The following is an 11,262-nucleotide window of genomic DNA, read 5'->3' on the forward strand; positions in this document are numbered from 1 at the left end:
GAGATCTGCGCTCCGGTGGCCGTCAGCCGCTGATGGCCACCTCTGTGCACGTCTCGCGCCGAGCGGCCGCTCGGTGCCGGCGCGGTGACGTTCGTGTGAACAGAGTCGCGCCGCCTGGCGGCGGAACCGCGCGCTCCCGGAGAGTGGGCCGATGCGACCCGACGCCCGCGCCTGGTTCGAGCACCGCACGTCGTCCGCCGCCTCCCTCGACGAGATCGATCCCCCCGCGCTGCTGCGGGCCAAGCGGCGCAGCGGCTCGCGCGTCAGCGTCGTCCTGCCGGCCCGCAACGAGGCCGCGACGGTGGGCGGCCTGGTCGCCGAGCTGCGCGACCTCTGGGTCCGCCGCACGCCCCTGGTCGACGAGCTGCTCGTCGTCGACTCCGACTCCACCGACGCGACCGCCGCGGTCGCCCGGGCCGCCGGCGCCGACGTCGTCACCACCGCCGACGTCCTGCCCGCCCACGGCACCCGGCCGGGCAAGGGCGAGGCGCTGTGGAAGGCGCTGGCCGCGACCAGCGGCGACCTCGTCGTCTTCCTCGACGCCGACCTGAAGGGCGACGTGCGGCACTACGTGCCGGGCCTGCTCGCGCCGCTGCTCACCGACCCCTCGGTCGTCTACGTCAAGGGCTGCTACACCCGGCCGCTGGAGATCGCCGGGCTCGAGCAGCCGGCCGGCGGCGGCCGGGTGACCGAGCTGACGGCGCGGCCGCTGCTCAACGCGCTGTGGCCGGAGCTGGCCGGGTTCGTGCAGCCGCTCGGCGGCGAGTACGCCGGCCGCCGCTCGGCCCTGGAGCAGGTGCCGTTCGTGTCCGGCTACGGCGTCGAGGTGGGCCTGCTGGTCGACCTGCTGGCGCGCCACGGGCTCTCGGCGCTGGCCCAGGTCGACCTCGGCGTCCGCCGGCACACCTCGCAGAGCCAGGAGTCGCTCGGCGGCATGGCCGGGCAGATCGTGTCGACGGTGCTGGCCCGGGCCGAGATCGAGCCGGCCGGTGGCCTGCTCACCCAGTTCCGCCACGACGGCGAGCGGTTCGTGCCGCGCAGCTCCGCCGTCGTCGTCGACGAGCGGCCGCCGATGGTCACCGTCCCCGAGTACGCCGCCGGCTGGGTGGAGATCGGCTGACGTCACGAATCGGGGTGACGTCCGCGCGTCGACCCTCGGTCCACGAGGGCCACGGTCTCTACTCTCGCGCGGGGCCGCTGGGGCCCGCGGAGGGACGGGGGCGGCAGACGTGGGTCGGACGGTTCGTGCGTGGGGGACGTCGCTGGTGACGGCAGGGCTGCTGCTGGGGACGGCGGGGTGCACCAGCTTCGCCGAGAACAGCTCGGACGCCGAGGAGACCACCAGCGCGTCCACGACCAGCTCGAGCCCGGCCGAGACCTCGGAGAGCGAGGAGGCGACGACGTCGGCGAGCTCGACGTCCGCCAGCGACGACGGCGTGCTCGACGAGGAGGACGAGGGCCGCCGGCTGACCCTCGCCGACTTCTTCGCGGTCACCGACTTCGAGGAGCGGCGCTACGACGTGGCCGACCAGAACGACGTCCAGGGGATCGGCGCCACCGTGCAGTACTGCGGCGGCGACCCCTCCTACGTGCAGCAGCTCGAGCTGCGGCTGGCCAACAACTTCAGCGAGCTGACGTTCTCGGCCGCGCAGGCCAACGACAGCCGCAACTCCGACCAGGAGCTGGCCGTCGAGGTCGTCGGCAACAACGAGCAGATCGACATCCGCAGCGTGCCGTTCAACGAGGTGCAGGACTTCACCGTCGACGTCGAGGGCGTCAACGCCCTGGTGATCCGGCTGTACCTGGACGACGCCGCCGAGGACTGCGGCGGCTCGGTGATCGGCGTGATCACCGACGCGACCCTGAACTAGTCCAACGGCAGCGCGTTCGACCGGAGGTCCCGCAGCGACGCGGTGAGCTCGTCGGCCCCGCGCACCTCGATCAGGCAGGTGGTGCCCGCCTCCCGGACCCGCAGCACGTCGTCGTGCCGGGAGAACGGGGCGCCGAGGTAGTCGTCGGCGCGGCTCGTGCAGGCCAGCGGGTCGGTGCTCTGCGCCTGCTCGAAGACCACCTCGGCGGTGTGCCGCTCCGAGCACGGCAGCTCGGTGGCGCCGTCCAGGCAGCGCCGCCAGACATCGCCGTCCCGGTCGTCGAGGACGCGCTGGTTCGGGCCGTCCAGCGTGGCGCCGGGGAGGCCGACGGTGCACGCCGCGCCCACCTGCGCCGTCTGCAGGTTCGTGCGCAGGACGTCGCGGCCGGGCTCGCCGCCGAGGTAGGCCAGCAGGGCGTCGGCGGTGCAGTCGGTCGTGCTGTAGACCTCGGCGGCGTGCTCGCCGTCGCAGGTGGTCGCCTGGCGGCCGGCGTCCAGGCAGTCGCCGACGGCGAACCCGTCGACGGGGGGCGCGGTCGCGCCGGTGGACGACGTGGGCCCCTGCGCGGTCGTCCCGGGGTCGCCGCCGTCGTCCCCGCCGTTCCCGCCGGTGAGGACGACGCCGACGACGATCGCGGCCACCGCGACCAGCGCCAGCAGGGCCACGGCGACCGGCCAGCGGTGCCGGCGCGGGGCGGGCGCCGGCGCGGGGACGGTCTGCGAGCGGGTGACCGGCGTCGGGAGCGGTGGGGGCGGCGGGGGCGCCCCGGTGGCGCCCACGGTGGTCGGCGGCACCGCCGACCGCGGCGTCAGCGCGGCGCGCGCGGCCGCGACCAGCTCGGCGCAGGTGGCGAACCGCTCGCCGGGGTCCTTGGCGAGCGCCCGCGCGACGACCTCGGCGAGGGCCGGCGGCAGGTCGGTGCGCACCTGGCGGGCGTCGGGCACCGGGCCCACCAGCACCGACGCCAGCAGCGGCGTCATGTCCTCGGCCGGGAAGGCCCGGCGGCCCGTGAGCAGCTCGAACAGCACCGTGCCGAGCGAGTAGACGTCGGCCCGCCCGTCGGCCGGCCAGCCGTTGATCTGCTCGGGCGAGGCGTAGGCGACCGTGGCCGGCACCTGCCCGTCGCGGGTCAGCGGCGCGACCGCGGTGACGTCCTTCGCGATGCCGAAGTCGGTGAGCACCGCCTCCTCGGTGCCGTCGCCGAGCGGCTTGAGCAGGATGTTGGCGGGCTTGACGTCGCGGTGCAGCAGGCCGCGGGCGTGCGCGTGGTCCAGCGCCCGGCCCACCGCCGCGACGACCTCGACCGCCTGCGCCGGCGGGAAGGGACCGCGCTGGTGCAGCGCGGTGTGCAGGTCGGGGCCGGCCACGTAGCGCATGACGATGTAGAGCAGGTCGCCGTCCTGCCCTCGGTCGAGGACGTCGACGACGTTCGGGTGCTCCAGCGCGCAGAGCAGGTCGGCCTCCCGCTCGAACCGCTCGCGGAACTCGGGGTGCGAGCTGAACGCCGGGTGCAGCACCTTGAGCGCGACCTGGCGCGGCAGCGTCGGGTGTCGGGCCAGGTACACCGCCCCCATGCCGCCCTGCCCGAGGGTGCGCTCGATGCGGTAGCCGCCGACGGTCGAGCCGGTTCCGATCTCCACGCCACCCCCGCGATGCCGACGCCGCCCTCGCGGCCGCGCGTCAGTATGCGGTCCGGGGCGGCTCCTCCCCCGCTTTCGGCGCCGAAAGCGGAGGGGTCTTACGCGAGGGGGGTGTCGTCGAGGGCGGCCACGAGGTCGGCGGGGGTGTCGAAGATGGCCACCGCGCCGGCCTCCCGCAGCTCCTCGTCGCCAAACCCGCCGGAGCGCACGACCAGCGCCGGCATCCCGGCGTTCTTCGCGGCCTCGACGTCCCACACCGAGTCGCCGACCAGCACGCTGTCGGCGTCCTCGGGCTCGCCGAGCTTGCGCAGCGCGGTCTGCAGCAGGTCCGGCGCAGGCTTGGTCTCCTCGACGTCCTCGCTGGTGGTCCAGTCCTCGGCGAGGTCGCGGGCGTCGAGCAGGTCGAGGTAGCGCTCGACGTGGTGCGGCTTGCCCGAGCTGGCCAGCACGACCCGGTGGCCGCGCTCCCGCAGCGCCACGAGCAGGTCACGGGCCCCGGGCAGGACGGCGATCTCCTCCATGAGCGTGTCGGCCTCCTCGACCCAGCGCTCGCGGGCCTCGTCGCCGATCCGCTCCTCCACCTCGTCGCCGCCGATCGCCGCGACCAGCTGGTCACCGCCCATGCCGATCAGCCGGTGGATCCGCCAGATCGGGAAGGTCTCGCCCAGCGAGCGGAACGCCCGGTACCAGGCGAGCGCGTGCTGGTAGTTGGTGTCGACGAGGGTGCCGTCGACATCGAGGACGGCGATGGCCTGGGTCACCGGGGGGCTGTAGCCCGAAACGGCACCCGTCACGCGTGGACGAGCAGGCCGCGGACGGTCTCCCCCGCCGCCTGCGCCCGGTAGCCCTCGTTCAGCTCCTCCAGCGGGTAACGGGCGGTGATCAGCCGGTCGAGCTCGAGCCGGCCCTCCTCGTGCAGCCGCTGCAGCATCGGGATGTCGCGGAACGGGTTGCACGAGCCGAACAGCGACCCCTGCACGCGGTGCTCGAACACCGTGGTCACCTGGCCGCGCAGCTGGACGTCGCCGTCGTGCGGGCGGTCGCCGAGCGCGGTGAGCACCAGCGTGCCGCCCTTGCCCAGGCAGGCGGTCGCCGCGGCCATCACCTCGGGCCCCATCTTGCCGACGGTCACGACGACGACGTCGGCGCCGGTGCCGCGGGACAGGTCGCGGGCGAGCCGGGCGGCCTCGCCGGCGTCGGCCGTGGTGTGCGTGGCGCCCAGCGAGGCGGCGAGCTCGCGCTTCATCCCCACCGGGTCGACACCGACGATCCGCGCCGCGCCCGCGTGCCGGGCGCCCTGCACGGCGTTGACGCCCACCCCGCCGAGCCCGATCACGACGACGGTGTCGCCCGGCCGCACCCCGCCGGAGTACACCGCCGACCCCCAGCCGGTGGGCACGCTGCACGCGAGCAGCGCCGCGGTGTCCAGCGGCACGTGCGGCTCGAGGCGCACGCAGGAGAACTCGCTCAGCAGCGTGTGCCGGGCGAACGCGCCGACCATGCAGAAGCCGCCGAGCGGCTCGCCGTCGAGGGTGAACGGCCACCGGCCGCTGGGCAGCTGCCCGGTCGCGATCGTCGCGCCCTTGTCGCAGAGGTTGGACCGCCCGGCCGCGCAGTACCGGCAGTGCCCGCAGGCGGGCAGGAAGCTGGTGACGACGTGGTCGCCCGGCTGCACGCCGGTCACGCCGTCGCCCACGGCCAGGACGACGCCGGAGCCCTCGTGCCCGCCGACGATCGGGTACCGCCCGCCGGGGTTGCTGTGCCGCAGGTGCTCGTCGGAGTGGCAGAGCCCGGCGAAGGCCATCTCGACCAGCACCTCGCCCGGGCCGGGGTCCGCGACCTCCAGATCCACCAGCTCGTACTCGGTCTCCGGCGCCCGCAGCACCGCGGCAGTCGTCCTCACCCCGCCATCCTGACCGGGCCGGGATGAGGCACGATCGGCCGGGTGACCGCTGCATCCCCGCCGGTAGTCGTCTGCCCCGGTTGCGGGTCGGTCCTGGCGCCGCTCGCCGGTGAGGGCCCGGCTGCGGCCTGCGCGCGCCTGTTCGACGAGACGCTGGGCGGGCTGCGCGAGGACGCCGCCGACCCGGCGGCCGCGGCGGCGGTGGAGCTCGGCGACGACGCCTACGCCGCCCAGCACGCCGGGCCGGGGCAGCGGCCGGCCGCCGCGCGGCTGGCCGAGCGGTTCGCCGCGGGTGACCTTCCCGACAGCCCACCGGCGGTGTGGCGGACGACGGTCGCCGACGTCGCGGCCGATCTCGACGTCGTCGACCTGTCCGTGCTGGTCGAGGCGTGGGCGCGCGCCGTCGCGGAGGACTGGGCCGCGCCGCGCACGGAGAACTGAGACGCGCCAGTTCCCCTCGGGAACCGGCGACCGATACTTTGCGTGGCTAAAGTGTGCACCGTGGGTGAGCTCCAGGACCGTCGTGCACGCAAGAAGGCACGGACCCGCGCCGAGATCCGCACCGCCGCGCACCGGCTGTTCGCGGCGCGCGGGTTCGAGGCCGTGACCATCGCCGACATCGCCGCCGAGGCCGACGTCGCCGTCCAGACCGTCTTCAACCACTTCGCGACCAAGGAAGACCTGTTCTTCGACGGGCGGACGCCGTGGGTCGAGGGCGCCGCCGCCGCGGTCCGCGACCGCGCCCCCGGCGTGCCGCCGCTGCGCGCCCTGCGCGAGTACCTGGTGCAGGTGGTGGCGGCGCTGGCCGGCGCCCACGGCAGCGACGAGCGCCGCGGCTACGTCGCGACGATCGAGGCCTCCCCCGCGCTGCGCACCCGCGAGCTGCAGCTCGTGCACGACGCCGAGCGCCGGCTCACCGCGGCGCTGGCCGAGGCGTGGTCGGCCGACCCGGGGGCCGACGCCGTCCCGGTGCCCGGCGACCCCGCCACGGCCGCGGCGATCACCGCGGCCACCTGGCTGTCCGTGGCCCGCGTGCTGCTGCTCAGCCAGCGCCCGGCGCTCGCCGACGCCACGGCGGCCGCGCAGGCGGCCGCCGAGATCGAGGCGCTGACCGAGCGCCTCCTCGGGCAGCTCGAGCAGGGGCCGGCCCCGGTGCACGCGGTCGCCGCGGCGCCCGCCACGGTCACCGGTTGGCCGGGCGACGTGCGCCGGGCCGGCTGAGCCGGGTCAGACGGTCGCGGTCTCGGCCGACGGCGTCGCGATCGGCAGCAGGACGTCGTCGATGATGCGGTCGACGTCGTCGGGGGTCATCGCCCCGTCGCCCGCCGCGGTGTAGCGCTGCCACCAGAAGGCCTCGAGCACCGACCCGAGCAGGGCCAGCCGCCGGTCGTCGATCGGCTCGCCGCGGGCCGAAGCCCGGGCGCCGAGCTCGTCGACCGCGGCGGCCAGCGGGCGCACCAGCGCGGCGTCCAGCCCGGCGCGCAGGTCCTCGTCGTGCCGGGCGGCGCCGACCAGGCTGGCGGCGGCGCGCTCCTCCCGGCTCAGCGGCGACGACCAGCGGGTGACCAGGGCGGCGAGGTCGCCGCGGACCGATCCGGCGTCCTCGGGGAGGTCGACCAGGGTGAAGCGACCGACGGCGTGCCGGGCGAGGGCGGCCATGGTCGGCCAACGGCGGTAGATGCCCGCCTTCCCCGCACGAGCGCGGGCCGCGATGCGGTCGCTGTTGAGCCGTCCCCAGCCCTCCTCGGCCAGGATGTCGACGGCCACCGCCACCAGTTGCTCGGACAGTTCCGCGCTCAGGGGACGTCCCGGGGTGCCGCTCACGGTCTGTTTCCGTGACAGCGTCCAATACGCACCTGGCCATCCTGGCCCTTAGGGTGTAGTGACCACAACGTCCGGTTGTCCGCGTCGCCCGTCCGGGCGGAACCGGAACCGGAGCGTCCGAGGGCGTTCAGCCGCTCGCCGCGCTCTCGACGTGCACCTGGAGGCTGCCCCCGTCGGCGCTGAGCCGGCCCTTGTCGCGGGCGGTGGAGAGCATCCCCTCCCAGCGCTCGGACCAGTCCCCGCCCCCGCCCTGCGCCTCGGCGGCAGCCCGGAGCGCACCGACGTCGATGTGACCGACGTCACTACCCTCCAGCCGGCCGAGACCGGCCTCGCGCAGGGCCTCGTCGGCCTCCTCGTCGGTGACCGCGCCCAGCGCCAGGTGCAGCGTGGCGAGGTCGTCGACGTCGACCACCTTCACCTGGGGCCGCTCCTCGGTGCCGCCCACCACTTCGACGATCACAGCAGACCTCCTCGTCGTCGGGGACTTAGCCCGAAAAGGCTCCCTCACACGTGCCAGGGGAACCGGCTGAAGTCGGGGTCGCGCTTCTCCAGGAACGCGTCCCGGCCCTCCACCGCCTCCTCGGCCATGTAGGCCAGCCGGGTCGTCTCGCCGGCGAAGAGCTGCTGGCCGACCAGCCCGTCGTCGATCAGGTTGAAGGAGTACTTGAGCATCCGCTGGGCGGTGGGGCTCTTGGCGACGATCCGCCGGCCCCAGTCCAGCGCGGTGCGCTCGAGCTCGGCGTGCGGCACGACCCGGTTGACCATGCCCATGCGGTGCGCGTCCTCGGCGGTGTACTCGTCGCCGAGGAAGAAGATCTCGCGGGCGAACTTCTGCCCCACCTGCCGGGCGAGGTAGGCCGAGCCGAAGCCGCCGTCGAAGCTGCCGACGTCGGCGTCGGTCTGCTTGAACCGCGCGTGCTCGGCGCTGGCCAGCGTCAGGTCGCTGACCACGTGCAGGCTGTGCCCGCCGCCGGCCGCCCAGCCCGGGACGACGCAGATGACCACCTTCGGCATGAACCGGATCAGCCGCTGCGCCTCGAGCACGTGCAGCCGGCCGCTGGAGCCGGACGAGTGCTCGTAGCCGTACCTGCCGCGCACCCGCTGGTCGCCGCCGGAGCAGAAGGCCCAGCCGCCGTCGCGGGTGCTGGGCCCGTTGCCCGTGAGGATCACGCACCCGACGTCGGTGGACAGCCGCGCGTGGTCCAGCGCGGTGATCAGCTCGTCGACCGTCTGCGGCCGGAAGGCGTTGCGGACGTCGGGCCGGTCGAAGGCGATCCGGACGACGCCGGCGTCGACCGCCCGGTGGTAGGTCAGGTCGGCGAAGTCGAGGCCCTCGACGGGCCGCCACGCGGAGCTGTCGAAGATCTCGGAGACGTCGTCGCGGGCGGTCATGCCCCGAACCTAGTGCGGGGTGCAGCGGGGCTCCTCAGGGGACGAGACCGCCCACGGCGCCCCCGAGCGCGCCGGTCGTGTCGGTGGCGGTGCCGCCGAGCACGCCGCCTACGGCATCCCCGGCGCCCTCGGTCACGCCGCCGACGGGGCCACCGACGCCGCCCACCACACCGCCGACGTCGTCCACGACGTCGCCGACCGTGTCGCAGAGGCAGCCGCCGTCGCCGCCCGAACCGCTACCGGTCCCGCCACCGCCGGTACCGCCGCTACCGGTCCCGCCACCGCCGGTACCGCCGCCGGTGCCCCCACCGGTCGACCCGCCGCCCGTGGAGCCGCCGCCCGTGGAGCCGCTGGTCGAACCACCCGTCGACCCGCCGCCGGTGGACCCACCCGTCGAACCGCCGGTGGACCCACCCGTCGTCGTCCCCCCGGAGCCGACCGCCTGGCCGCCGGCCACGGTGTCGGAGGTCCCGTCACCGGCGGTCCCCGTGGTACCGCCGCTGCCCGCGCCCGTCCCGCCGCCGGCCACGAAGCCGTCGCCGCCCCCGCTCCCGCCGGCCGAGCCCCCCGGTACCGGCGAGCTCGAGGACTCGGTGACCATCCCGGGCACCTCGCCCGGGACCGACGTGCCGCCGGCGCCCCCACCGGTGCTCTCGCCGCCCCGCGCCCCGCCGTCCTCCTCGGGGCCGGGACCGCCGCCGATCCCGTCGAGCCCGGGGACGGGGGTGCCGGAGAACAGCAGCGCGAGGGGCGCGGCGACCAGGAGGAAGCCGCAGGTGAAGGAGATCAGGAGGAAGGCACGGGCCCTGCCTCGGCCCGGAGCGCGGTGACGAGGGCGGGACACGGACCGGGCTCCTTCGGTCGGGTGGCGCGGGAGAACGGCCCGCTCTTCCCCCGTCGCTGGGGGTGACAAACGCCGATCCGGCGCGCCGGCTCACGACCCGGTGTGCAGCAGGTCCTCCAGGCGCGGGAGCGACGCGGCCAGGCCCGGGTGCAGCGGCACCTCGGCCAGCCGGCTAAGCGCGATCCACGCGACGCCGTTGCTCTCCCCGTCCAGCCGGAGATCGGCGGGCTCCAGGGACCTGGCCGGCCGGGCGAGCACGGTGGTGTAGGCCCAGCCGCCGTGGTCGTCGACCGACGACGGCCCGAGCACGACGTCGTCCGGGAGCAGACCGAGCTCCTCGCGCGCCTCGCGCAGCGCACCGGCGTGGGCGCTCTCCCCGGCGTGCAGCGCGCCGCCCGGGGTCCCCCACGTGTCGCCGTGGTGCGACCAGGTGGCCCGGTGCTGGAGCAGGACCTCCCGGCCGTCGGCCCCCTCCCGGTGCAGGAACAGCCCGGCGGCGCCGGCGCGGCCCCAGTGCCGGTGCCCGCGCGCGCAGGTCGTCCAGCCGTCGGTGGAGGTGAACACGTCGCCAGTGAACCCGCTCCCGCCCACTAGGTGTTCCCCGCGGTTCTAGTGCTCTGCCCACCATCGCGGGCAGAGCACTAGAACCGGCAGGAGGAGATGGTCGCCCGCCAGGAGGACTCGCGAGGCGGCTGGCAGGATCGGGCGCATGACCACGACGACGACCATGGCGGAGCTGCCCGGCCTCGTGGGCCAGGAGCTGGGGACGAGCGACTGGTACGAGGTGACGCAGGAGGCGGTGAACCAGTTCGCCGACGCCACCGGGGACCACCAGTGGATCCACGTCGACGTCGAGCGCGCGAGGAAGGAGAGCCCCTTCGGCGGGCCCATCGCGCACGGGTTCATGACGCTCTCGCTGCTGGTGCCCCTGGCGTCGGGCACGTACAAGGTCACCGACGCGAAGATGGGGGTGAACTACGGCCTGAACAAGGTGCGGTTCCCGGCGCCGGTGCCGGTCGGCTCCAAGGTCCGCGCGCGGGTCGTGCTCAAGGAGTGCGAGGAGGTGGCCGGCGGCCTGCAGAACACCTTCACCGTCACCGTCGAGCGCGAGGGCGGCGACAAGCCGGTCTGCATCGCCGAGTGGGTGACCCGGGCCTACGGGGGCTGAGCCGGGCGTGCGCGTCGCCGTCTTCACCGGTTCGCAGTCCGGACCGGAGTCCCACCGCGCCGCCGCCGCGGCCTTCGCCGCCGACCTGGCCCGCGCGGGCGTCGGCGTGGTCTACGGCGGCGGGCACGTCGGCCTGATGGGGGTCGTCGCCGACGCCGCGCTGGCGGCCGGCGGCGAGGTGGTCGGCGTCATCCCGCAGCACCTGGTCGACGACGAGCTGGCCCACCCCGGCCTGCCGCAGCTCGAGGTCGTCGCCTCGATGCACGAGCGCAAGGCGCGGATGGCCGAGCTCGCCGACGTCTTCGTCGCGCTGCCCGGCGCCGCCGGCACGCTGGAGGAGCTGTTCGAGGCCTGGACCTGGGGCATGCTCGGCCTGCACGCCAAGCCGACCGCCCTGCTCGACGTCGACGGCTTCTGGCAGCCGCTGCTCGCCCAGCTGCGCCGCATGGTCGACGACGGCTACCTCGACGGCCGCCGGCTCGACGCGCTCGGCGTCGTCGGCTCGGCCGAGGAGCTGCTCGCGTTCGTCGACGGGTACAAGCACCCCGCCCGCAAGTGGACGTCGCAGCCCCCACCCGCCGCCTGAGACCGCTTTCCGCGCCGAAAGCGGTACCGCTTTC

The 11,262-nt window shown here is 75.3% G+C and carries 14 protein-coding genes; 6 read left to right on the forward strand and 8 right to left on the reverse strand.

From position 1 onward, the window contains the following. Window positions 1-151: 151 nt before the first annotated feature. Both ACI797_RS16750 and ACI797_RS16755 read left to right on the forward strand, forming a co-directional pair. The gene (locus ACI797_RS16750; protein ID WP_456859874.1) at window positions 152-1,120 is read left to right on the forward strand and encodes a glucosyl-3-phosphoglycerate synthase; all 969 of its coding nucleotides are present in this window, start codon (window positions 152-154) and stop codon (window positions 1,118-1,120) included. Window positions 1,121-1,265: 145 nt separating this feature from the next. Then, window positions 1,266-1,871, forward strand: coding sequence for a hypothetical protein (locus ACI797_RS16755; RefSeq protein WP_456859875.1), 606 nt, complete (start codon window positions 1,266-1,268; stop codon window positions 1,869-1,871). On the opposite strand, the gene ACI797_RS16760 is transcribed toward ACI797_RS16755, so the two are convergent. The 3 genes from ACI797_RS16760 to ACI797_RS16770 all read right to left on the reverse strand — a co-directional run bounded on the left by ACI797_RS16760 (window position 1,868) and on the right by ACI797_RS16770 (window position 5,414). Further along, a complete protein-coding gene (locus ACI797_RS16760) occupies window positions 1,868-3,511 on the reverse strand; it encodes a protein kinase domain-containing protein (RefSeq protein ID WP_456859876.1) in 1,644 nt (547 codons plus the stop codon). The genes ACI797_RS16755 and ACI797_RS16760 overlap by 4 nt on opposite strands. A gap of 98 nt (window positions 3,512-3,609) precedes the next feature. After that, on the reverse strand, window positions 3,610-4,272 hold the full coding sequence (locus ACI797_RS16765) for an HAD family hydrolase (RefSeq protein WP_456859877.1): 663 nt from the start codon (window positions 4,270-4,272) through the stop codon (window positions 3,610-3,612). Window positions 4,273-4,301: 29 nt separating this feature from the next. Then, a complete protein-coding gene (locus tag ACI797_RS16770; protein ID WP_456859878.1) occupies window positions 4,302-5,414 on the reverse strand; it encodes a Zn-dependent alcohol dehydrogenase in 1,113 nt (370 codons plus the stop codon). A 42-nt stretch (window positions 5,415-5,456) separates the two neighbouring features. On the opposite strand from ACI797_RS16770, the gene ACI797_RS16775 reads away from it, so the two are divergent. Continuing rightward, window positions 5,457-5,855: a DUF5946 family protein gene (locus ACI797_RS16775; protein ID WP_456859879.1), complete on the forward strand. Its 399-nt coding sequence runs from the start codon at window positions 5,457-5,459 to the stop codon at window positions 5,853-5,855. A gap of 60 nt (window positions 5,856-5,915) precedes the next feature. Beyond that, complete coding sequence (locus ACI797_RS16780; protein WP_456859880.1) at window positions 5,916-6,635, forward strand: TetR/AcrR family transcriptional regulator; 720 nt, start codon at window positions 5,916-5,918, stop codon at window positions 6,633-6,635. 6 nt (window positions 6,636-6,641) lie between these two features. On the opposite strand, the gene ACI797_RS16785 is transcribed toward ACI797_RS16780, so the two are convergent. The 5 genes from ACI797_RS16785 to ACI797_RS16805 all read right to left on the reverse strand — a co-directional run bounded on the left by ACI797_RS16785 (window position 6,642) and on the right by ACI797_RS16805 (window position 10,038). Then, window positions 6,642-7,238 carry a TetR-like C-terminal domain-containing protein gene (locus ACI797_RS16785; protein WP_456859881.1) on the reverse strand — a complete coding sequence of 199 codons (597 nt, stop codon included), beginning with the start codon at window positions 7,236-7,238 and terminating at the stop codon, window positions 6,642-6,644. Window positions 7,239-7,365: 127 nt separating this feature from the next. Continuing rightward, window positions 7,366-7,698 (reverse strand): hypothetical protein, encoded by a 333-nt coding sequence (locus ACI797_RS16790; protein ID WP_456859882.1) that lies wholly within the window; start codon window positions 7,696-7,698, stop codon window positions 7,366-7,368. A gap of 44 nt (window positions 7,699-7,742) precedes the next feature. Continuing rightward, entirely contained in the window at window positions 7,743-8,630 is an 888-nt protein-coding gene (locus tag ACI797_RS16795; protein WP_456859883.1) for a 1,4-dihydroxy-2-naphthoyl-CoA synthase, read from the reverse strand. 34 nt (window positions 8,631-8,664) lie between these two features. Next, window positions 8,665-9,474 (reverse strand): hypothetical protein, encoded by an 810-nt coding sequence (locus ACI797_RS16800; protein WP_456859884.1) that lies wholly within the window; start codon window positions 9,472-9,474, stop codon window positions 8,665-8,667. 90 nt (window positions 9,475-9,564) lie between these two features. Continuing rightward, on the reverse strand, window positions 9,565-10,038 hold the full coding sequence (locus ACI797_RS16805) for an NUDIX domain-containing protein (protein WP_456859885.1): 474 nt from the start codon (window positions 10,036-10,038) through the stop codon (window positions 9,565-9,567). A 145-nt stretch (window positions 10,039-10,183) separates the two neighbouring features. Here ACI797_RS16805 and ACI797_RS16810 point away from each other — a divergent pair, with 145 nt between their 5' ends. Then, complete coding sequence (locus tag ACI797_RS16810) at window positions 10,184-10,642, forward strand: MaoC family dehydratase (RefSeq protein WP_456859886.1); 459 nt, start codon at window positions 10,184-10,186, stop codon at window positions 10,640-10,642. A gap of 7 nt (window positions 10,643-10,649) precedes the next feature. Further along, a complete protein-coding gene (locus ACI797_RS16815; RefSeq protein WP_456859887.1) occupies window positions 10,650-11,228 on the forward strand; it encodes an LOG family protein in 579 nt (192 codons plus the stop codon). Window positions 11,229-11,262 lie beyond the last annotated feature (34 nt).

It is taken from the genome of Geodermatophilus sp. SYSU D00691, assembly GCF_054050275.1.